The following is a 20,082-nucleotide window of genomic DNA, read 5'->3' on the forward strand; positions in this document are numbered from 1 at the left end:
CGCCCCGGTTTGTGTCGTCTGGGGCCGGTTTCCGGCAGGATGGGTGGACCATGAAACTCGAGCTCCGCGGGATCACGAAGCGATTCGGATCCCTTGTTGCCAATGACGCCATCAGCATCACCGTCGAGTCGGGCCAGATCCACGCCCTGCTCGGTGAGAACGGCGCCGGCAAGTCCACCCTCATGAACGTCCTCTTCGGGCTGTACCAGGCCGACGAGGGAGAGATCCTTCTCGATGGCGTTCCCCAGCACTTCTCCGGCCCCGGCCAGGCGATGTCGGCCGGAATCGGGATGGTGCACCAGCACTTCATGCTGATCCCGGTGTTCACGGTCGCCGAGAACATCATGCTCGGCCACGAGCCCACCCGGGCGGGCGTGATCAACCTGCCCGAGGCGCGCCGCCGAGTGCGCGAGATCTCCGAACGGTTCGGATTCCACATCGATCCGGATGCGCTCGTCGAGGACCTTCCCGTCGGAGCACAGCAGCGTGTCGAGATCATCAAGGCGCTCTCGCGCGAGGCGAAGGTCCTCGTGCTCGACGAACCGACCGCCGTCCTGACCCCGCAAGAGACCGACGAACTGATGGCGACGATGCGTCGGCTCGCCGAGCACGGCACGTCGATCGTCTTCATCACCCACAAGCTGCGCGAGGTCAAGGCCGTCGCCGACACCATCACCGTCATCCGCCTCGGCAAGGTCGTCGGAGAGGCCCCGCCCAGTGCGTCGACCGACGAGCTCGCCGCGCTCATGGTCGGACGCGACGTCGAGCTGACCGTGCACAAGGACGCCCCGAAGCTCGGCGATGAGGTGTTCGTCGTTCGCGACCTGACCCTGTTCAGTCCGGCCGGCGTCCGCCAGCTCGATGACGTGTCGTTCTCGATCCGTGAGGGCGAGGTGCTCGCCATCGCGGGCGTCCAGGGCAACGGCCAGACCGAGCTCACCGAGACGATCGTGGGGCTGCGCGACAAGGCTCGCGGATCGATCACGCTCCACGGCAAGGAGCTCGTGTCGGAGGACGTCCGTCACGTGCTCGAGAGCGGCGTCGGCTTCGTTCCCGAAGACCGCACGGTCGATGGACTCGTGGCCGAGTTCTCGGTCGCCGAGAACCTCATGATCGACCGATCGTTCTCGGGACCGTTCACCAAGGGACCGTCGATCGACTTCGCCCACCGCGACCGTTTCGCCGAGCAGGCGATCACGGACTTCGACATCCGCACGCCCAGCCGCGACACGCTGGTCGGTCGTCTGTCCGGGGGGAACCAGCAGAAGGTCGTGTTGGCGCGGGAGTTGGGGCGCGACCTCAAGCTGCTCGTCGCGTCGCAGCCGACCCGCGGCGTCGACGTCGGTTCGATCGAGTTCATCCACGAGCGCATCATCGCGGTGCGCGACTCGGGCGTTCCGGTGCTCATCATCTCGACCGAGCTCGACGAGGTCATCGCCCTCGCCGACCGGATCGCCGTCATGTACCGCGGAGCGATCATCGACATCGTCCCGGCCGACACACCCCGCGAAAAGCTGGGTCGCCTGATGGCAGGAGTCACGGAATGAGCACGGCACAGGCCGCCCCGCAGGCCCCCACCCCCGCCGAAGCCGGACGCCCGCGCTGGAACGACGTCCTGCACGACATCGCCGCGGGCGGCTTCGTCCGCACGATCGCCGCCGTCATCCTGTCGCTGGCCGTCGCATCCATCCTGATCGTCTTCACGAACGACGATGTGCTCGGAACCCTGAGCTATTTCTTCTCGCGTCCGGGCGACTTCTTCGTCGCCGCCGGCCAAGCGATCGGCAACGCCTACGCCGCGCTGTTCCGCGGGGCGATCTACAACTACACCGCAACGTCGTTCGAGGCCGGCATCCGTCCACTCGTCGAGTCGCTGCGTTTCGCCGGGCCGCTCATCGCGGCCGGCCTGGGTGTCGCCCTCACCTTCCGTGCGGGCCTGTTCAACATCGGTGGGCAGGGGCAGCTCGTGATGGGCGCGATCTGGTCGGCATGGGCGTCGTTCCAGCTGCACCTGCCGTGGGGCCTGCACCTGATCGTCGCGATGATCTTCGGCTTCGTCGGCGCGGGACTCTGGGCGGGCATCGCCGGTTTCCTGAAGGCCAAGACGGGCGCCCACGAGGTCATCGTCACGATCATGATGAACTACATCGCGGTTTCGCTCGCGACCTACCTCATGCGCACGCCGGTCCTGCACGACATGGACGGCGGAAACAACCCCACGACGAGGCCGCCGGACGAGACGGCCGTGTTCCCCCGCATCCTGGGCGAGGGCTTCGATCTGCGAGTGAGCTTCATCCTGTGCCTGGTGGCGGTCATCGTCTACTGGTGGCTGATGGAGCGGTCGTCGCTCGGATTCCGTCTGCGGATGGTGGGGCTCAACCCCGACGCTGCACGCGCCGCGGGCGTCAACGTGGGTCGTATGTACATCACCGCGATGGTGTTGTCGGGCCTCTTCATCGGTCTCGCCGGCATCAACCAGTCGCTCGGACGCGACGGCAATTTCGGGCCGGGGATCGATTCCGGTATCGGATTCGACGCGATCACGGTCGCCCTGCTCGGAAGCTCGACAGCGCCCGGTGTGCTTCTGGCGGGCATCCTGTTCGGCATGTTCCGCGCCGCGAGCCCGACGATGCAGCTGGCGGATGTCTCGCCCGAGATCCTCGGTGTCATCCAGGGCCTGATCGTGCTCTTCATCGCCGCCCCGCCCCTGGTGCGGGCGATCTTCCGGTTCCTGCCGAAGCCGCGCGAAGTGACCGAACTCAATACCAGGTCCAAACCGCAGCTCGAGGCGAAGGAAGAAGTCCAATGAGCGCCGTCGCGACGCACATCGAGCCCGAGGTGACACAGGTCGCCTCGCTCGCCCCGCGCAAATGGCGCACCCCGGTGCTGCTCGCGATCGTGGCCGGTGTCGCCCTCATCGCGTTCGGTCTGCTGGGTCGCGACGAGCCCGTCCGATTCGTCTGGTCGAACGCGGCGGACTCGATCGTGCTCCCCGCGCTGGAGTCCACGTCCCGGCTCGTCGGCATCGTCACGGGTCTGATCGCGGCGATCGCCGCCGGGGCATCGTTCTGGTACGCGGCGAACCGCCGCAAGGTGCCGGTCTGGATCATCCTCATCGTCGGCCTGGCGTTCCTTGCCGGCCTCGTCGCGTGGGTGGGCGCGGGCGGGAACGTGCCCGTCGTGTTCCTCCTGACGGGCGCGATCGCCCTCTCGACCCCGATCGTCCTCGGCGGCCTGGCGGGTGTGCTGGGCGAGCGCGTCGGCATCGTGAACATCGCGATCGAAGCCCAGTTGCTCGCCGGTGCCTTCGTCGCGGCATTCGTGGCCTCGTCGACGGGGAGCTACCTCGTCGCGCTCATCGCGGCCATGGTCGCGGGCTCGCTCGTCTCGGTCATCCTCGCGGTGTTCTCGATCCGCTATCTCGTCGACCAGGTCGTCGTCGGCGTCGTCCTGATCGGTCTGGTCAGCGCGATCACGAACTTCCTGTACTCGTCCGTGTTGTCGCAGAATTCGGCCGCGCTCAACAATCCCGGCACGTTGCCGCGCATCGCGATCCCGTTCTTGGCGGACATCCCGGTGCTCGGTCCCGTCGTCTTCAACCAGCGCATCACGACGTACCTGATGTTCATCCTCGTTCCGTTGGTCTGGTTCATCCTCTTCCGCACCAAGTGGGGCCTGCGCATCCGGGCTCTGGGCGAGCACCCGCTCGCGGCCGACACGGTGGGCATCAACGTCAACCGCTGGCGCTTCTGGACCGTCAGCCTCGCCGGGCTGATCGCCGGCCTCGGCGGTGCGGCCCTCACGATCGGCGCGGTCGGTCCGTTCGTCCGAGAGATGAGCGCCGGGCAGGGCTTCATCGCCCTCGCCGCCGTCATCCTCGGCCGCTGGAACCCGTGGGGGATGGCCGCCGCCGCCCTGCTGTTCGGATTCAGCAGCAACTTCCGCGTCTGGGCCGGCCAGGCCGGTTCCGCGCTTCCGCCCGACCTGATCGAGATGACCCCCTACGTCGTCACGATCATCGCGGTCGCCGTCGTCGCCGGCCGGGTGATCGGCCCGAAGGCCGCGGGCAAGCCCTACATCAAGGAGTGAGAATCTTGACCGACATCGACTGGGACGAACTGCGCGCGGTTGCGACCGACGCCATGCAGCGCGCGTACGCTCCGTATTCGCGGTATCGCGTCGGCGCCGCGGCGCTCGTCAGCGACGGGCGGATCGTCTCGGGCTGCAACGTCGAGAACGCCTCGTACGGGGTGGGGCTCTGCGCGGAGTGCGGACTCGTCTCCGACCTGCAGATGTCGGGCGGGGGGCAGCTGGTGGCGTTCGTCTGCGTCAACAACAACGGCGAGACGATCATGCCGTGCGGCCGCTGCCGACAGCTGCTGAACGAGTTCGCGCTGCCGGGCATGCTTCTCGAGACGGTCTCGGGTATCCGCACGATCGATGAGGTCCTGCCGGATGCCTTCGGCCCGCGCGATCTCGAAGAAGTCGCACGGTGACGGCGCGCGCCGTGTCTTCTCAATCCCTCGAGGCGTTCGACGCCGTCGACGTGATCCGCGCCAAGCGCGACGGGGGAGCGGTTCCCGAACCCGCGCTCCGTTGGATGGTCGACGCGTACACACGGGGATACGTCTCCGATGCCCAGATGTCGTCGTTCGCGATGGCGGTGCTGCTGAACGGTATGGAGCGCGACGAGATCCGGGTGCTGACGGATGCGATGATCGCGTCCGGAGAGCGGATGAGCTTCGCGGGGCTCGGCAAGCGGACCGTCGACAAGCACTCGACCGGTGGTGTGGGGGACAAGATCACCCTTCCGCTCGCGCCGCTCGTCGCATCCTTCGGCGTCGCCGTGCCGCAACTCTCGGGGCGCGGCCTCGGGCACACCGGCGGAACCCTCGACAAGCTCGAGTCGATCCCGGGATGGCGCGCGGCTTTGTCGAACGACGAGATGTTCGCGCAGCTGCGCGAGGTCGGTGCCGTGATCTGTGCCGCCGGTTCGGGACTCGCTCCCGCGGACAAGAAGCTCTACGCCCTGCGCGACGTGACCGGAACCGTCGAGGCTGTCCCGCTGATCGCGTCGAGCATCATGTCGAAGAAGATCGCCGAGGGCACGGATGCGCTCGTCCTCGACGTCAAGTTCGGGTCGGGAGCGTTCATGCAGGACATCGATCGTGCGCGCGAACTCGCTCGCACGATGGTGGCGCTCGGCACGGACTCGGGCGTCGCGACCACGGCGCTGCTGACCGACATGAACACCCCGCTCGGGCTGGCGATCGGCAATGCGAACGAGGTGCGCGAATCGGTCGAGGTGCTCGCGGGCGGCGGCCCCGCCGACGTGGTCGAGCTGACGATCGCGCTCGCGCGCGAGATGCTTGCGCTCGCGGGACGACCCGACGCCGACGTCGAGGGTGCGCTCGCCGATGGCCGGGCCATGGATGCCTGGCGGGCTCTCATCCGTGCGCAGGACGGCGATCCGGATGCTGCGCTGCCGACGCCGCGCGAGACGCACACGATCACGGCCGACCGCGCCGGTGTCGTGTCGCGGATGGAAGCCCTTCCGTTCGGCATCGCCGCGTGGCGCCTGGGCGCCGGACGCGCCCGTGCCGAAGACGCGGTCATCCACGCCGCGGGTATCGATCTGCACGTCAAACCCGGAGACACCGTGTCGGTGGGGCAGCCCATCTTCACCCTGCTCGCCGACGACGCCGCGCGTTTCGATCGTGCGCTCGATGCGCTCGATGGTGCCTGGTCGATCGGTGACCCGGCCGACGCGACGGAGCGCGCACCCCTGGTGCGCGAACGCATCACCGCATGACGAACGACCGACTCGAGAGGAAGGCGATCGCATGACGATCGACGCGAACGGCGACTTCAGCCTGGAGGGCGTCTCGTTGCGATCCCTGCCGAAAGTCAGCCTGCACGACCACCTCGACGGCGCGGTACGCATCGAGACCGTCGTCGAGCTGGCCGAAGCGGCGGGGATCGACCTGCCGGGCGCCGGCGTCGATGGCCTGACCGAGTGGTTCGAGGAACGCACCGACTCGGGCTCGCTCGTGGAGTACCTGTCGGCGTTCGACGTCACGGTCGGCGTCATGCAGACGCGTGAGGCGTTGACGCGGATCGCGCGCGAGTTCGTCGAAGACCTCGCCGACGATGGCGTCATCTATGGCGAGGTGCGTTGGGCGCCCGAGCTGCACGTGGTCGGGGGTCTGAGCCTCGACGAGGCCGTTGAGGCGGTTCAGTCGGGGATCGAGGAGGGCGAGGACGCCGCGGAACGTGCGGGCCACAGCATCCGTGTCGGTCAGATCCTGAGCGCGATGCGACACACGGATCGTTCGCTCGAGATCGCTCAACTCGCGGTGCGCCATCGCGAGAGCGGCGTCGTCGGCTTCGATATCGCCGGGCCCGAGGACGGCTTTCCGGCATCGCGGCTGCGCCCCGCATTCGACTATCTCGCCTCGGAGTTCTTCCCCGTCACGGTGCACGCCGGCGAGGCCGCGGGCATCGACTCCATCCGTTCGGCGTTGATCGATGGCCGCGCCCTGCGCATCGGCCACGGTGTCCGGATCGCCTCCGATCTGGACGTCGTGTCGCGCTCGGGCGACGAGGTCCTGGTGACGTTCGGACCGGTCGCGCGCTGGGTGCGCGACCGTGAGATCCCGCTGGAGCTCTCGCCGTCATCGAACCTGCAGACGGGTGCGATCGAGGCCTGGGGCACAGACCTCTCCGATCACCCCTTCGATCTGCTGTACCAGCTCGGGTTCTCGGTGACCGTGAACGTCGACAACCGCACGATGAGCCGCACGTCGCTCACGCGCGAGCTGGCCCTGCTGGCGCGAGCGTTCGACTACGACCTCGACGACCTGCAGACGTTCCAGCTGAACGCGGCCGCGGGCGCGTTCCTCACGGTCGAGGAGCGTGAGGAGCTGATCGAGCTGATCGCCGAGGGCTTCGACCGGTAGCAGGCGGACTCGGGCGGCGACCGAGACATCTGCAACGCCGCGACGACGCCGTTGGATTCCCGCATCAGGCCCTGTCGGGCGAAAGTCGCACATCCCTCTGGAGGCACTCATGCGCATCGGAATCCCCGCCGAGGTCAAGAACAACGAGAACCGCGTCGCCATGACGCCGCCCGGCGTCGACGCGCTCGTGCGACGAGGGCACGAGGTCGTCGTGCAGTCCGGCGCCGGAGCGGGTTCTCGGATCAGCGATGAGGACTACATCCGCTCGGGTGCGACGATCCTCGCGCGGGCGGACGAGGTGTGGGCCGCCGCCGACCTGCTGCTGAAGGTCAAGGAGCCGATCGCCTCGGAGTACGGCCACCTACGCGCGGACCAGGTCGTGTTCACCTACCTGCACCTGGCCGCCAACCCGGCCCTCGCCGATGCGCTCGTCGCAGCGGGCACGACCGCCATCGCGTACGAGACCGTGCAGAGCGCGGACGGCTCGCTCCCGCTCCTGTCTCCGATGAGCGAGGTCGCGGGGCGCCTGTCCGTCACCGTCGGCGCCTACCACCTGATGAGCTCATCGGGCGGGCGAGGCACGCTGCTCGGCGGGGTGGTGGCGACGCCTCGGGCGAAGGTCGTCGTCATCGGTGGCGGGGTCGCGGGTGAGCACGCGGCAGCGAACGCCGTCGGGCTCGGCGCGGACGTGACCATCGTCGACGTCTCGCTGGCACGCCTGCGGGCGCTCGAGATCCAGTTCTCGGGTCGCATCCAGACACGCTATTCGACCCCCTATACGATCGCTGAACTCGTGAGGGATGCCGACCTGGTGATCGGGTCCGTCCTGATTCCCGGCGCGGCCGCACCGAAGCTCGTCACGGACGAGATGGTCGCCACGATGAAGGCGGGCTCCGTCCTCGTGGATATCGCGATCGATCAGGGCGGATGCTTCGAGGGATCGCGTCCGACGACGCACGACGATCCCACCTTCGCGGTGCACGACGCGATCTACTACTGCGTCGCCAACATGCCCGGCGCCGTCGCGGAGACCTCGACGCGCGCGCTGACGAACGCCACTCTGCCGTTCGTGCTCGCCCTGGCCGATCGAGGGGTCGACGAAGCCTTCGACCGTGATCCGGCGCTCGCGCGCGGGCTCAACGTCCGCGATGGCCGGGTCACCAACGAGCGCGTCGCCGCCGCTCTGGGGTCGGCCCGCGGATCGGTGGAACGGCGCCCGAGGTGACGCTGGCGGTCGCGCCCGCGAGCCGGGTCAGCATCGCGGCGGTCGGTGCCGTCTATGCCGTGCAGGGTCTCGGGTTCGCCATGATGGTGACGTCCTTTCCCGCGATGAAGGACCGCTACGAGCTGAGCGACACCCTCGTCTCGATTCTGCTCCTCTCGCTGGCGCTCACCGCGGCGGCCGGATCGATGCTCGCGAACGTGATCTCGGTGCGTCGCAACAGCCGGATGGCCGTGCTGGTCGGGCTCGCCCTGCAGGCCCTGGGTCTCGCGACGGTCGGCTCGGGACTGCCGCTGGAGGCGTATGTGCTGGGTGTCGTGATCTACGGCGTGGGTCTGGGCGCGATCGACGCGTCGTCCGCGATGCAGGGCGTGCTCGCGCAACGCGGTCGCGAGCGAACGCTTCTCGGCCGGTACTTCGCCGTGAACACGCTCGCCGCGATCACCGCGACGATCGTGATGTCGACGGTGCTGGGTGCCGAGATGGATGTCACCACCGCGCTGCTGTCCCTTGCCGTCGTGAACATCGCCGTGGCCGTCGTCGGGTCCCGCACGCTGATCCCCGAGCACGCCGCACGGTCGACCTCCCAGGCCCGTGCGGGTCGGCTACCCTGGCGCCCGGTGCTGATCCTCGGCGCCCTGATCTTCGCGGCGTTCACGGCGGACTCGGCGGTTGCGTCGTGGAGCAGCGTGTACACGGACGGCACCCTCGACGTGCCTCCGGCGACCGCGCCCCTCGCCTACGGCGCATACCTGGTCGTCGTGCTGCTGTCGCGGTTGAGTGTGGATTTCTTCTCGCGCCGGGTGTCGACGTCCACGCTCGCCCTGGGAGCCCTGGCGATCGGCGTGCCGGGCTGCGCGCTCGTCGCGTTCATACCGACGCTTCCCGCCGCTCTGATCGGATTCGCGCTGATCGGGGTCGTGGCGGGTGCCCTGGTTCCCGTGACCTTCACGGCGGCAGGGCTGGTCTCGGCCGAGCGCAGCGACGAGCTGGTCGCCCGTGTGAACCTGTTCAATTACGCGGGAGCGATCGTCGGCGCCGTCGCCACCGGCCTGATCGGAGAGTCGATCGGCCTGGGCCTGGCGTTCCTGCTGCCGCTCGTCGTGCTCGTCGCTGTCGTTCCCGCGGCGCTGGCGCTGGGGCGGCTGACGCGCCGGAGCGCTGTCGGAGGGTCTGGCTCGGGGGTCTAGCCGGCGGCGGAGTGATAGCGACCCCGGGGGAGCACGAGCGGAGCGCCCGACACGGGGTCGATGATCACCTGGCAGTCGAGGCCGAAGACCTCGCCGACGACCTCGGCGGTGATGACGTCGTCCGGGCGCCCGAACGCATGGATGCCGCCCTCGCGAACGGCCACCAGCCGATCGGCGTACCGTGCGGCGAGGTTCAGGTCGTGCAGGACCATCGCGATCGTCGTGCCGCGGGAGCGATTGAGGTCGGTCAGCAGGTCGAGCACCTCGATCTGGTGGGTGACATCCAGGAACGTCGTCGGCTCGTCGAGCAGCAGGATGTCGGTCTGCTGCGCCAGCGCCATCGCGATCCAGACCCGCTGCCGCTGCCCGCCCGACAGCTCGTCGACGGCTCGATCCGCGAGGTCGGCGATCCCCGTCGCGTCGAGGGCATCCGCTACGGCGGCGTAGTCGGCCGCGGTCCAGCGGGCGAGAAAGCGCTGGTGCGGATGCCTGCCCCGGCCGATCAGGTCCGCCACGACGATCCCCTCGGGTGCGGTGGGGCTCTGCGGCAGCAGTCCCAGGCGCCGCGCGACCTCGCGCGAGGGCAGGTGGTGGATCTCTTCACCATCGAGCAGCACGGCGCCGCTGCGGGGCTTGAGCAGACGGGCCAGGGCGCGCAGGACGGTCGACTTGCCGCACCCGTTGGGTCCCACGATCGCCGTGATCTGCCCGGACGGGATCGACAGGTCGAGGCCGTGTACGACCTCTCGGTCGCCGTACGCGAGGGTGAGCGATTCTGCCGAGAGCCGATCCGCGTGCGTCATAGTGAGCCTCCCGCGCGATTGTTCCGAATGAGGAGATAGATCAGGTACGGGGCACCGAGCACGCCGGTGATGACGCCGACGGGATAGCGCGTGCCGAAGGCGAACTGGCCCACGAGGTCCGCGACGAGCACGAGCAGCGCGCCGACGAGCGCCGACGGCACCATCAGCGACCCGCCGTGTCCGACGATCCGTGCCGCAATCGGACCGGCCATGAAGGCGACGAACGCGATGGGGCCGCTCGCGGCGGTCGCGAACGCGAGCAGGACGACGGCGGCGAGGATCATCAGCAGTCGCATGCTGTTCGTTCGGACCCCGAGTGCCGCCGCAGAATCGTCGCCGAGGTGAAGTGCGGCAAAGGACCGCGACGATCCCGCCAGGAGAGGTGCGAACAGGGCGACGACCACGAGCAGGGGCAGCACCCGCTCCCAGGACGCGCCGTTCAAGCTCCCCGTCAGCCATTGCATCGCGACCTGCAGGTCCCATGCGGCGGCCCGCGAGAGCAGATAGGTGATCAGGCTGTCGAGCATGGCTCCGACCCCGATTCCGATCAGGATGAGCCGGATGCCCGAGAAGCCCGCCTTGTACGACAACAGGTAGATGGCACCGGCCGTGACGAGCGCGGCGACCAGCGCGAAGATCGAAACCTCGCGGTCGCCGAGACCGAGTGTCACCCCGGCGAAGACGGCGGCCGCGCTCGCGCCCGCGCTGATTCCGATCACGTCGGGCGAGGCGAGCGGGTTGCGCAGCAGGGTCTGGAACGTCACACCCGCCAGTCCGAACGCGGCTCCGGCCAGCAGGCCGAGCGTGGCGCGCGGCAGCCGAAGGGTGCCCACGGTGAAGGATGCGCCCGGTACCTGCTGCCCGAGAATCACCTGGATCACCTCGCCGGGTGAATAGAGGGTCTGCCCGACCATGAGTGTCACGCCGTACGCGACGAAAACGGCGGCACCGAGAACCGCGATTCTTCCGGCGCGTCGGCGGAATCGGGCACGGCGGCCCGCGATGACGGAGTCGAGGGTCACAGTTCCCGCACCCGCTGTCTCCTGACGATCCAGATGAAGACCGGTGCTCCGATGAATGCGGTGACGATGCCGACGTCGATCTCTTCCGGGCGGGTGATGATGCGTCCGACGACGTCGGCGAGGGTCAGCAGTGCGGCGCCCGCGATGGCAGAAAAGGGCAGGAGCCAGCGATGATCCGTACCCACCAGCAGGCGGCAGAGGTGCGGCACGACCAGGCCGACGAAGCCGATAGGCCCCGCGATCGCCGTGGCCGCTCCCGCGAGGATCACGGCGCCGACGGCGGCGAGCAGGCGCGTCCGACCGACCTGGACCCCGAGACCCGCGGCCATGTCGTCCCCGAGGGCGAGGGAGTTCATGCCCCGTGCGCTGATCAGGCAGATCAGCGCGCCGAGGCCGAGGAATGGCGCGACCACGAGGATCCTGTCCCAGCTGGCGCCGCCGACGCCACCGATCTGCCAGAAGCGGAAGGTCTCGAGGATGTCGACGCGGGGGAGCAGGATCGCGCTGACGAGCGAGGAGAAGGCGGCGGCGGACGCGGCACCCGCGAGGGCGAGCTTGAGCGGCGTGGCGCCGCCGCGTCCCATCGAGCCGACGGCGTACACGAAGGCGGATGCCGCGGCCGCTCCGAGTGTTGCGACACCGATGTAGGAGTAGGGATTGCTGAGGCCGAAGAAGGCGATGCCGACCACGACGGCGAGCGCCGCCCCGGATGACACCCCGAGGATGCCGGGGTCAGCCAGGGGATTGCGGGTGATGGCCTGCATGGCGCAGCCCGACAGGGCGAGCGCGGCGCCGACCAGCATGGCCAGCACCGTGCGAGGCATCCGGAGCGTGACGGCGGCCTCGCCGACGCCCTCCGCCCCTCCGCCCAGTGCCGCGAGGACCTCGGTGAGCGAGACATCCCGCGCGCCGAAGGCCAGCGATGCCGCGCCCAGGAGGACGAGAAGAGCGAGCCCCGCGAACAGCCAGGCCAGGCGGACGCCGACGGGCCGCCGCAGCGCGGCGACTCCGGTCGGTCGCACGCCCGGCCTGACGGTGGTCACGGGTGGGTGCTAGTCGTTCTGCGACAGTGCGCCGGCGAGCACGGCGAAGTACTCATCGATGCCCCAACCGATCGACAGGGGCGACGGGTTCGCCGAGGCCGCGAGCGGCGTGGAGTTCTCGAGCACCGCGATCTGGCCGTTCGCGATAGCGGGGATCTGCGACAGCAGAGGGTCGGCCTTGATCGCCTCGACGAAGGCGCCGTCTGCGTCGCCGTAGGTCACCCAGATATCGACGTCCGAGAGGCGGTCGGCCTCTTCGGCGCTGACCTGCAGGTAGAACTCCTCGGTGTCGGCGGACATCTCGGCGACGATGGCGGGTGCGGGAAGACCGTTCGCCTCGAGGAAACCGGGGCGCGTGTCGTGGCTGGTGTAGAAGCCGATCTGGCTGAAGTCCTTCGGATCGATGTACGAGAACAGGACCTTCTTGCCGTCGAGCTCGGGGTAGGCGGCGAGCGCGTCGGCGACCTCGCCCTGCAAGTCCGTGATCAGCTGTTCGCCCTCGGCCGCGAGCCCGATCGCCTCGGAGTTGAGGCGGATCATGTCTTCGTACGACGTCCCCCAGGCGACGTCGGGGTAGGCCACGACGGGGGCGATCTGCGAGAGCGTGTCGTAGTCCTCCTGCGTCAGGCCCGAGTAGGCGGCGAGGATCACGTCGGGATCGGTGTCGGCAACGGCTTCGAAGTCGATGCCGTCGGTCTCGTCGAACAGCACGGGGGTTTCGGCGCCGAGCTCTTCGAGGCGCTCTTCGACCCACGGCAGCACACCGTCGCCGTCGTCATCGCCCCACGTCGCCTTGCTCATCCCGACGGGCACGACGCCGAGCGCGAGGGGTACCTCGTGGTTCGACCAGGCGACCGTGGCGACGCGCTCCGGCTTCTCGGAGACGGTGGTTTCGCCGAAAGCGTGCTCGATCGTGACGGGGAAGCCTTCTGCGGCGGATCCGGTCGAGGTGTCACCGTCGGCGGCCGGCGATGCGCACGAGACGAGGGCTGTCGAGGTGAGGGCTGCTGCAACGAGCAGGCCCATGCTGCGGGGCACTCTCATGGATGGTCCTTTCCGGGGAGGGCGCGAGGATTCTCGCTAAGGACAGGCTAACCTAACCGGATGCCCGCCTCGAATTGTTACCGACGCGGGCGTCACATCTCGGCACGGCCACGGCGCCAGTAGCCCATGAAGGCCACGGCCTTGCGGTCGACGCCGCGCTCGGAAACGAGGTGTCGCCGCAGTTCTTTGATGGGTTGCGCCTCACCGGCCAGCCACGCGTAGAAGGGTGCCCGCGTGAGCAGCGGATCACCCTGGGCGTCGGTCGGGACCTCCCAGAGGAGGCCCGCGTCGATGTCGACGTCCTCGAGTTCGGCGGTCGTCGTCGACGGGCCATCGAGCAGTTCGGCGGCGGCGGCGTGTACCGACGGGATCAGCTCGGTGCCCACGGCTGCGTCGCCTCGCACGACGACGCGTACCTCGACGCCGCGCGGGGGCAGGGCGAGCGCTGCGGCATCACGCGCATCCGGCACCTCGACGACGGCGATGCCGCGCGCGTCGTCGGTGAGTCGCTCGAGGATCCCCGACACCGCGGGCAGGGCCGTCTCGTCCCCGGCGATCAGCACCCGGTCGACCTCGGCCGGCGGCCGCCAGTCGACGCCCCCGTGGAAGTCCCCGGCGTAGCCGGTATGAGGCACGCACACCACGATCCGATCGCCCACGCGCGCGTCGAGCGCCCAGGTGGACGCGGGTCCGATGCGGCCGTGCAGGGCGATGTCGACATCGAACTCGGATGCCTCGGGCCGGACCTCTCGCACCGTGTAGGTCCGCATGGGTGGCCGCACGGCATTGTCGAGGTCGCGCCACGCGCCGTACCAGTCGTCCTCCAGGGGCAGCTCCGCGATGTCCGCGCCCGGGACGGGGAACAGGATCTTGAACCGCTGGTCGAACCGGTTGTCTGCCACGGTGTGCAGCTCCGGACCGGTGAGGGTGAATCGGCGGAACGTCGGGCTCACGACCTCGATGCGTGCGACCTCGGCCAGCATCGGCACGAAGGCGACGTCGGGGGAGCGCTTCGGCAGGGTCCGCGTCTGAGTGTTCACTTAGGTAAGGCTAAGCGAACACCGATCGACGTGCAAAGCCTGGCCGGTGAACCGCACCGGTGCCCGGGCGTTTCTCGCGAGGGCTCAGGCGAGCTCGGCCTGCCGCTTCGCGACGACCGCCTGTACCCGTGCGAACAGCGGATGCTCGGGCTCCAACCCGGTCACCGTCGCCGTGAACTCCACGGCACTCAGCTCACGGAGCATCCGCTGCGCGTCCACCGACTGCGGGTCTTCCGCGTCCTCGAAGGCGAGGGCGGCGCCCATCGCGGCCACCAGCGCGGAGGTCGGCAGCCCGCGCTCCGCCGCCTCGGCGGCGGGTCCCACGAAGCGCTCGTGACGCGACAGCTTGCGCAGCGGCTGGCGCCCCACCCGCCTCACCGTGTCGGGCAGCGCGGGATTGCGGAAGCGATCGAGGATCCGCGCGCGATACTCGGCGAGCCCACCCGGGTCGAGTTCGTGCTTCGCGACGAGCAGCGCGGATGTCTCTTCGAGGGTCGCGCTGACCCGATCGGCGATCTCCGGTATGGCGAGCGCGTCCGAGATGCGCTCGACGCCCGCCTGCGCGCCGTAGTACGCCGTCGTGGCGTGGCCGGTGTTGACCGTGAACAGCTTCCGCTCGATGTACGGCGTGAGATCGTGCACGAAGTGCGCACCGGGGATCTGCGGAGGATCGTCGCCGAGCGGCGGACGCTCGATCGCCCACTCGTAGAAGGGCTCGACCGTCACATCGACGCCGGGGTTGTCCTGCGGGGCGGGCACGATGCGGTCGACGGCGGTGTTGGCGAACACGGCGCGACTCGCCACGGCATCCCAGGCCTCGCCGGCCTGCTCGCGAATGAGGTCGCGCAGCACGTCGGTGGCGTTGATCGCGTTCTCGCACGCCATGATCTGCAGCGGCGGAGAGGACGGATCGCGCAGCGCCAGTCCCGCCAGAATGACCGGCGCGACGAATTTCAGGACGGTCGGGCCGACGGCGGTCGTCACGATGTTCGCTCCGGCGATCTCGTCGATCACCTCGTCGGCGTGCTCGGCGCTGTTGATCGCGCGGAAACCGGTCACGACCTTGTCGACACCGCCGGTGCCGACCTCGTGGACGGTGTACGACGTCGAGGCGTTGATCGCGTCGACCAGGGCCGCCGAGACATCCGAGAAAACCAGCTCGTAACCCGCCTCGTGCAGAAGCAGGCCGACGAAGCCGCGCCCGATGTTACCGGCCCCGAAGTGGACGGCCTTCACGATTCGTTCACCGCGCTCAGCACCGCGAAGAGTTCTTCGGGCGACGCGACGCCCTTGAGGACGGCGACCTCGTCCTCGTCCGAGAAGACCAGGGCGATCTGGGACAGGATCTCGAGGTGCTCATCGCCCTTGCCGGCGATGCCGATGACGAAGGTGACGGGCTCCCCGCCCCAGTCGACGCCGCCGTCGTAACGGACGACCGAGAGGGCGGAGGCGAGGATCGCATCCTTGGTCTCGTTCGTCCCGTGGGGGATCGCGAGTTCGTTGCCCATGTAGGTCGAGACGGTCATCTCCCGTTGCTGCATCGCGTCGAAGTACGCGGGCGTGACGGCGCCCGCGGCTTCGAGGATGTCGGCGGCCTCTTTCATGGCCTCCTCCCGCGTTGCGGAGCCGGAGTGGATGCGGACCTGACCGAGGGTGAGGACGTCGCGTGCCATGGTGTCGCCTTTCTGTTGAACAACCTCTAGCGTGTCCCACTTTTGCTCGCTTCGGGGGGCCGATAGCGAGCAAGAGTGGGACACGGTCGTGCGGGAGAGCGCTGCGGGGCCGGGGCCGAAGGGCCGACCGACCCCGCAAACGGATCAGACCCTACGCACCATCCTGGTGCTGGTCGCGCACGAGCTCCACGACCTCGTCGTATTTCGGCGAGTTCATGAAGTTGTCGACCGAGACGTGGATCGCCTCGGGCGTCTTCTGACGCGCGCGGTCGGTGAGCTGGTTCTGCGTGATGACCAGGTCGGCCGACCCGTCGAGAGCCGCGATCGCCTTGTTGGTGACCGTGACATCCTCGATGCCCGCCTTCTTGATCTTGTTGCGCAGGACGCTCGAGCCCATGGCCGACGATCCCATGCCCGCGTCGCACGCGAAGACGATGTTGCTGATCGTCCGCTCGGTCATCACGGCCGGCTCGACGCCGCCGCCCGTCGAGGTCGCGGCGCCGCCGCGGAGGTTGCTGAGCGCGTCCGAGGACTTGCCCTTCGCCGCCTCGGTCTGGGTGATCGCCGCGCCGAACGCGTCGTCCGTCGCCGCCATCGCCGCGAGGTCGCGCTTACGCGATGCGCGCAGGATCACAGCCGCGATGACGAAGGTGACCGCCGCCGACAGGATCACCGACAGGATGACCGCGAAGTACGCCCCCGAGGCGGTTTGCGCGATCACCGCGATGATGCTGCCGGGCGCAGCGGGCGCACGCAGCGCACCACCGAGGACCATGTTCGTCGTGACACCCGTCATGCCGCCCGCGATCAGCGCGAGGATGAGGACCGGCTTCATGAGCGCATAGGGGAAGTAGACCTCGTGGATGCCACCGAAGAACTGGATGATGGCGGCACCGGGTGCCGAGGCGCGTGCCGCCCCGAGTCCGAAGAACGCGAACGCGAGCAACAGCCCCACGCCAGGGCCGGGGTTGGCCTCGAGCAGGAACAGGATCGACGAGCCGTTCTCGGAGGCCTGCTGGATGCCCAGCGGCGTGAGGACACCGTGGTTGACGGCGTTGTTGAGGAACAGGACCTTGGCGGGCTCGATCAGGATGCTCGTGAGGGGCAGCAGGTTGAGCTCGATCAGCCAGTTGACCCCGTTCGAAAGGATCTGCATCAGGCCGTTGACGAGCCACGCGACGGGGTAGAACCCGACGATGGCCATCGCGAAGCCCCAGATGCCCGCCGAGAACATGTTGACGAGCATTTCGAAGCCCGCGCGGATCTTGCCCTCCCAGAGGCTGTCGAGCCACTTCATGGTGTACGCCGAGAGCGGGGCCATGATCATCGCACCGATGAACATGTGCACCTGGCCGAGCTGGTTGTCGGCCGGCAGCGTCGCATTCACCTGGGCGATCAGCAGGTCGGAACCGGCGATCGCGCCCATCGTGGCGATCGAGGCGACCACGCCGCCTCGGATGCCATAGACGATGCTGCCGCCGGTGTAGGCGATCAGCAGGGGCAGCAGGTAGTGGATGAACGGGCCGACGATCGTGGCGAGGTCGGCGTTCGGGGTGAACCCGACCGCGATGAAGAACGCGGTGAAGATGCCCCACGCGATCAGCGCGGGAATGTTCGGCATGATCATGCCGGACAGGAACGTGCCGAAGCGCTGGACTCCGACTCGCGCCTTGCTGCCGCCCGCGGTCGCGGGGGCTGACGTCGTTGTCATCAGTGTGTCTCCTCTTTGGTTGGTGTGGGGATGGATGCGGCCAGGGCCGCGGATCGTGCCGATGCCGCGTCGTCCGCGGCGAGGGCTGCCTCGGCGATGCGACGTGCATCCCCGAGGGAGTGATTGAGCAGGATCGCTCGGACATCGGCGAGCGCCGTGGGCGCCATCGACAGGGTGGTCGCGCCGAGGCCCACGAGCACGACGGCGAGCAGCGGGTCGGCCGCCGCCTCGCCGCAGATGCCGACCGGCTTGCCCGATTCGCGCCCGGCGTCGCCGACCTCGCGGATCAGCCGGAGCACGGCGGGATGCCACGGGTCCTGGAACGATGCGACCGAGCCGAGCAGGCGATCCGCCGCGAGCGTGTACTGCGTCAGGTCGTTCGTGCCGATCGAGGCGAAGTCGGCGTGCGCGAGGACGCGGTCGGCCAGGAGAGCGCTCGAGGGCACCTCGATCATCACTCCGGCCGTCTTCAGCCCGTACTCGCGGGCGATCGCCACGAAGTACTCGGTCTCTTCCACCGTTGCGACCATCGGCGCCATGACCCAGAGGTCGGCCGAGGTCCGAGCATCCGCTTCCGCCAGCGCGGTCAGCTGCTCGCGCAGGATGTCCTCGCTCGCGCGCAGCGCCCGCAGTCCCCGGAGCCCCAGGGCGGGGTTCTCCTCGTGCGCGTCGTTCAGGAACGGCAGCGGTTTGTCCGCCCCGGCATCGAGCACGCGCACGACGACCTTCTTGCCGGGGAACGCCTCCAGCAGTTGCACGTACGACTCGCGTTGCTGCTCGACGGTCGGGGCCTGGCTCGCGCTGAGGAACAGGAACTCGGTGCGGAACAGGCCGACGCCCTCGGCCCCCAGTTCGACGGCCTCGGTGGCACCCTTCGGCGAGCCGAGGTTCGCGAGCAGCGGCACGGGCGTCCCGTCCGACAGGGCGCCCGGCGTGATCGGGGCCGAGGCCGCGTCGCGTCGTGCGTCCGCGCGGTTCTGCGCCCGGGCGAGCTCCTCGCCGGTCGGCTCCGTGATGACGACGTGCGCCGCGGCATCCACGATCACCGTGTCGCCGTCCGCGAGATCCTTCGCGCCGGCCACGCCGACGACCGCGACGATCGACTTCTCGCGGGCGAGGATCGCCGTGTGCGATGTCGGGCCGCCCTCCGTCGTGATCAGGGCCAGCACCATGTCGAGATCGAGCAGGGCGGTGTCTGCCGGTGCGAGGTCCTTCGCGACGAGCACGAACGGATGCCCCGGGTCGGGCACGCCCGGAGCCGGAACACCGCGCAGGTTCGCGATGACGCGCTGGGCGACGTCATCGAGGTCCGCGGCGCGCTCGCCGAGGTAGCCGCCGACGGCCTCGAGCTGTGCGCGGAACGACTGGAATGCGTCGAAGACGGCGAACTCCGCCGTCTTTCCCGCCTCGATGCGGGTGTCGAGTTCTTCTTCGAGGGTCGGGTCCTCGGCCATCATCGCCTGGGCCTCGAGCACTTCCTGCGCTAGACCGCCCGCGGCGACGGCGCGCGACTCGAGCTCGCGTGCCACCTCGGCAACCGCGGCGCGGGCGCGCTTCGTCTCCTCTGCGGGGGTCAGGGCGCTCGCCGTGTCGGCGGGCGCGGGCAGGGGTTCGGCCATGCGCGCGACAGGACCCTGGGCGACACCCAGGCCGATCCCGACGCCCCGCAGCTCTGCCATGCTCACGCCGCGTCGTGGTCGGTGGTGAGCAGCTCGGCCAGGCGGTCCAGCGTCGCCTCACCCGCATCGGCGTCATCGGTGTCGACCCCGAGCGTGACGTAGTCGCCGTGCTCGACACCGAGCGAGATGACGCCGAGGATGCTCGCCGCGTTGACCGGCTTGCCCGAGTCCTTCGCGACCGTGACGGGGAACCCGGCCTCCTTCGCCGCCTGCGCGAACATCTTCGCGGGGCGCGCATGCAGTCCGTGTGAAGATCCGATACGCACGGTGCGTGTGATCTCAGCCATGGGGTGTCCTTTCGGTCGGGGAGTCAGTGGTCGGGGCGGGAATCAGTGGTCTGTCGGGGACGTGAGCCGGACTTCGGTGGCGGTGAGCGGGGCGTCGGTCGTGAGCGCCGGCAGCACCGCCTGCAGCGTCCGCGATCCGTCGAGGTCGGAGAAGACGTCGTCGGGGAGCAGGATGACGCGAACGCCGCGCTGCTTCGCGAGGTGCTCGAGGTCGGGAAGGCTGCGGGCGAGGTGCGGCGCGACGAGGAGGATGTCGGCGGAATCGAGGTCGACGGCCAGCGACTCCACGGCGCCGGCGAGTGCCTGCACCGCGAGACCGGCGTTCTGCGCGGCATGGCGCAGACGCATCGCCACGAAGGTGCTGGACGCTCCCGCGCCACAGACCACAAGGATCCTCATCGATCCGGAC

At 69.1% G+C, this 20,082-nt stretch carries 19 protein-coding genes; 8 read left to right on the top strand and 11 right to left on the bottom strand.

Annotated features, from left to right (window positions below):
* Positions 1 to 50: 50 nt before the first annotated feature.
* From CGU35_RS03145 to CGU35_RS03180, 8 genes are all read left to right on the top strand, one after another.
* The gene (locus CGU35_RS03145; RefSeq protein ID WP_100810177.1) at positions 51 to 1,547 is read left to right on the top strand and encodes an ABC transporter ATP-binding protein; all 1,497 of its coding nucleotides are present in this window, start codon (positions 51 to 53) and stop codon (positions 1,545 to 1,547) included.
* The gene (locus CGU35_RS03150) at positions 1,544 to 2,809 is read left to right on the top strand and encodes an ABC transporter permease (protein WP_100810178.1); all 1,266 of its coding nucleotides are present in this window, start codon (positions 1,544 to 1,546) and stop codon (positions 2,807 to 2,809) included. Before CGU35_RS03145 ends, CGU35_RS03150 begins: the two co-directional genes overlap by 4 nt.
* Entirely contained in the window at positions 2,806 to 4,089 is a 1,284-nt protein-coding gene (locus CGU35_RS03155) for an ABC transporter permease (RefSeq protein ID WP_100810179.1), read from the top strand. The genes CGU35_RS03150 and CGU35_RS03155 overlap by 4 nt, the downstream gene beginning before the upstream one ends.
* 5 nt (positions 4,090 to 4,094) lie before the next feature.
* On the top strand, positions 4,095 to 4,496 hold the full coding sequence (locus CGU35_RS03160) for a cytidine deaminase (RefSeq protein ID WP_100810347.1): 402 nt from the start codon (positions 4,095 to 4,097) through the stop codon (positions 4,494 to 4,496).
* A gap of 11 nt (positions 4,497 to 4,507) precedes the next feature.
* On the top strand, positions 4,508 to 5,812 hold the full coding sequence (locus CGU35_RS03165; protein WP_100810348.1) for a thymidine phosphorylase: 1,305 nt from the start codon (positions 4,508 to 4,510) through the stop codon (positions 5,810 to 5,812).
* A gap of 31 nt (positions 5,813 to 5,843) precedes the next feature.
* Positions 5,844 to 6,959 carry an adenosine deaminase gene (locus CGU35_RS03170; protein WP_100810180.1) on the top strand — a complete coding sequence of 372 codons (1,116 nt, stop codon included), beginning with the start codon at positions 5,844 to 5,846 and terminating at the stop codon, positions 6,957 to 6,959.
* Between the two features lie 109 nt (positions 6,960 to 7,068).
* Positions 7,069 to 8,184 carry an alanine dehydrogenase gene (gene ald, locus CGU35_RS03175; protein ID WP_100810181.1) on the top strand — a complete coding sequence of 372 codons (1,116 nt, stop codon included), beginning with the start codon at positions 7,069 to 7,071 and terminating at the stop codon, positions 8,182 to 8,184.
* Positions 8,181 to 9,371 carry an MFS transporter gene (locus CGU35_RS03180; protein ID WP_100810182.1) on the top strand — a complete coding sequence of 397 codons (1,191 nt, stop codon included), beginning with the start codon at positions 8,181 to 8,183 and terminating at the stop codon, positions 9,369 to 9,371. The genes ald and CGU35_RS03180 overlap by 4 nt, the downstream gene beginning before the upstream one ends.
* Here CGU35_RS03180 and CGU35_RS03185 read toward each other — a convergent pair.
* The 11 genes from CGU35_RS03185 to CGU35_RS03235 all read right to left on the bottom strand — a co-directional run bounded on the left by CGU35_RS03185 (position 9,368) and on the right by CGU35_RS03235 (position 20,072).
* The gene (locus tag CGU35_RS03185) at positions 9,368 to 10,174 is read right to left on the bottom strand and encodes an ABC transporter ATP-binding protein (RefSeq protein WP_100810183.1); all 807 of its coding nucleotides are present in this window, start codon (positions 10,172 to 10,174) and stop codon (positions 9,368 to 9,370) included. The two genes, CGU35_RS03180 and CGU35_RS03185, sit on opposite strands and share 4 nt — an antisense overlap.
* Positions 10,171 to 11,196, bottom strand: coding sequence for a FecCD family ABC transporter permease (locus CGU35_RS03190; RefSeq protein ID WP_100810184.1), 1,026 nt, complete (start codon positions 11,194 to 11,196; stop codon positions 10,171 to 10,173). Before CGU35_RS03190 ends, CGU35_RS03185 begins: the two co-directional genes overlap by 4 nt.
* Positions 11,193 to 12,239 carry a FecCD family ABC transporter permease gene (locus tag CGU35_RS03195; RefSeq protein ID WP_198519504.1) on the bottom strand — a complete coding sequence of 349 codons (1,047 nt, stop codon included), beginning with the start codon at positions 12,237 to 12,239 and terminating at the stop codon, positions 11,193 to 11,195. The genes CGU35_RS03190 and CGU35_RS03195 overlap by 4 nt, the downstream gene beginning before the upstream one ends.
* Positions 12,240 to 12,248: 9 nt before the next feature.
* The gene (locus CGU35_RS03200) at positions 12,249 to 13,283 is read right to left on the bottom strand and encodes an iron-siderophore ABC transporter substrate-binding protein (protein ID WP_100810185.1); all 1,035 of its coding nucleotides are present in this window, start codon (positions 13,281 to 13,283) and stop codon (positions 12,249 to 12,251) included.
* Positions 13,284 to 13,375: 92 nt separating this feature from the next.
* Positions 13,376 to 14,323 carry a siderophore-interacting protein gene (locus CGU35_RS03205; protein ID WP_232711126.1) on the bottom strand — a complete coding sequence of 316 codons (948 nt, stop codon included), beginning with the start codon at positions 14,321 to 14,323 and terminating at the stop codon, positions 13,376 to 13,378.
* An 84-nt stretch (positions 14,324 to 14,407) separates the two neighbouring features.
* Entirely contained in the window at positions 14,408 to 15,559 is a 1,152-nt protein-coding gene (locus tag CGU35_RS03210) for a mannitol-1-phosphate 5-dehydrogenase (protein WP_100810186.1), read from the bottom strand.
* Positions 15,556 to 15,996: a PTS sugar transporter subunit IIA gene (locus CGU35_RS03215; protein ID WP_100810187.1), complete on the bottom strand. Its 441-nt coding sequence runs from the start codon at positions 15,994 to 15,996 to the stop codon at positions 15,556 to 15,558. Before CGU35_RS03215 ends, CGU35_RS03210 begins: the two co-directional genes overlap by 4 nt.
* Positions 15,997 to 16,147: 151 nt before the next feature.
* On the bottom strand, positions 16,148 to 17,707 hold the full coding sequence (locus CGU35_RS03220; protein ID WP_100810188.1) for a PTS mannitol transporter subunit IICB: 1,560 nt from the start codon (positions 17,705 to 17,707) through the stop codon (positions 16,148 to 16,150).
* Entirely contained in the window at positions 17,707 to 19,386 is a 1,680-nt protein-coding gene (ptsP, locus tag CGU35_RS03225) for a phosphoenolpyruvate--protein phosphotransferase (protein WP_100810189.1), read from the bottom strand. Before ptsP ends, CGU35_RS03220 begins: the two co-directional genes overlap by 1 nt.
* Positions 19,387 to 19,388: 2 nt before the next feature.
* Positions 19,389 to 19,673, bottom strand: coding sequence for an HPr family phosphocarrier protein (locus tag CGU35_RS03230; protein ID WP_100810190.1), 285 nt, complete (start codon positions 19,671 to 19,673; stop codon positions 19,389 to 19,391).
* 42 nt (positions 19,674 to 19,715) lie between these two features.
* On the bottom strand, positions 19,716 to 20,072 hold the full coding sequence (locus tag CGU35_RS03235; protein ID WP_100810191.1) for a PTS sugar transporter subunit IIB: 357 nt from the start codon (positions 20,070 to 20,072) through the stop codon (positions 19,716 to 19,718).
* Positions 20,073 to 20,082 lie beyond the last annotated feature (10 nt).

It is taken from the genome of Microbacterium sp. BR1, from assembly GCF_002812725.1.
Classification (GTDB): Bacteria; Actinomycetota; Actinomycetes; order Actinomycetales; family Microbacteriaceae; genus Microbacterium.

Coding starts and splice junctions, on each gene's coding strand:
- CGU35_RS03145 (WP_100810177.1), top strand. CDS start 51: ATGAAACTCGAGCTCCGCGGGATCACGAAGCGATTCGGATCCCTTGTT.
- CGU35_RS03150 (WP_100810178.1), top strand. CDS start 1,544: ATGAGCACGGCACAGGCCGCCCCGCAGGCCCCCACCCCCGCCGAAGCC.
- CGU35_RS03155 (WP_100810179.1), top strand. CDS start 2,806: ATGAGCGCCGTCGCGACGCACATCGAGCCCGAGGTGACACAGGTCGCC.
- CGU35_RS03170 (WP_100810180.1), top strand. CDS start 5,844: ATGACGATCGACGCGAACGGCGACTTCAGCCTGGAGGGCGTCTCGTTG.
- ald (WP_100810181.1), top strand. CDS start 7,069: ATGCGCATCGGAATCCCCGCCGAGGTCAAGAACAACGAGAACCGCGTC.
- CGU35_RS03185 (WP_100810183.1), bottom strand. CDS start 10,174: ATGACGCACGCGGATCGGCTCTCGGCAGAATCGCTCACCCTCGCGTAC.
- CGU35_RS03200 (WP_100810185.1), bottom strand. CDS start 13,283: ATGAGAGTGCCCCGCAGCATGGGCCTGCTCGTTGCAGCAGCCCTCACC.
- CGU35_RS03215 (WP_100810187.1), bottom strand. CDS start 15,996: ATGGCACGCGACGTCCTCACCCTCGGTCAGGTCCGCATCCACTCCGGC.
- CGU35_RS03220 (WP_100810188.1), bottom strand. CDS start 17,707: ATGACAACGACGTCAGCCCCCGCGACCGCGGGCGGCAGCAAGGCGCGA.
- ptsP (WP_100810189.1), bottom strand. CDS start 19,386: ATGGCAGAGCTGCGGGGCGTCGGGATCGGCCTGGGTGTCGCCCAGGGT.
- CGU35_RS03230 (WP_100810190.1), bottom strand. CDS start 19,673: ATGGCTGAGATCACACGCACCGTGCGTATCGGATCTTCACACGGACTG.
- CGU35_RS03235 (WP_100810191.1), bottom strand. CDS start 20,072: ATGAGGATCCTTGTGGTCTGTGGCGCGGGAGCGTCCAGCACCTTCGTG.